Annotated in this window: 1 protein-coding gene; it reads right to left on the bottom strand. The window is 39.6% G+C overall.

Going from position 1 to position 202, the window contains the following annotated elements; all coding sequences use genetic code 11:
- Positions 1-202: RHS repeat-associated core domain-containing protein (locus AC27VX_RS23980; RefSeq protein WP_488698509.1), on the bottom strand; the 202-nt coding region annotated here is incomplete at both ends.

The raw sequence follows: 202 nt of genomic DNA, 5'->3' as shown, positions 1-202 counted from the left end.
ATTTCTCAGACATGGCATCCATTGCTCCCCATCTTCCCAGATCAGGCATCATCATCCTTGCACCGTAATCATACATTCCCGTCTCTTGTAATTCCTTTCCGTTGTATTTGTAACTGTAGAAACTACCAAAGTTAGAAGTACCAAACGACCCTGAGATATGGTTTAAACCAAAAGGATAGTAATTGTTGGTGTCAATAATTTC

Source organism: Chryseobacterium sp. 14P4.3.2 (assembly GCF_057799275.1).
Note: the sequence above shows the minus strand (reverse complement) of the source record. Positions and strands in the feature narration are given on the sequence as shown.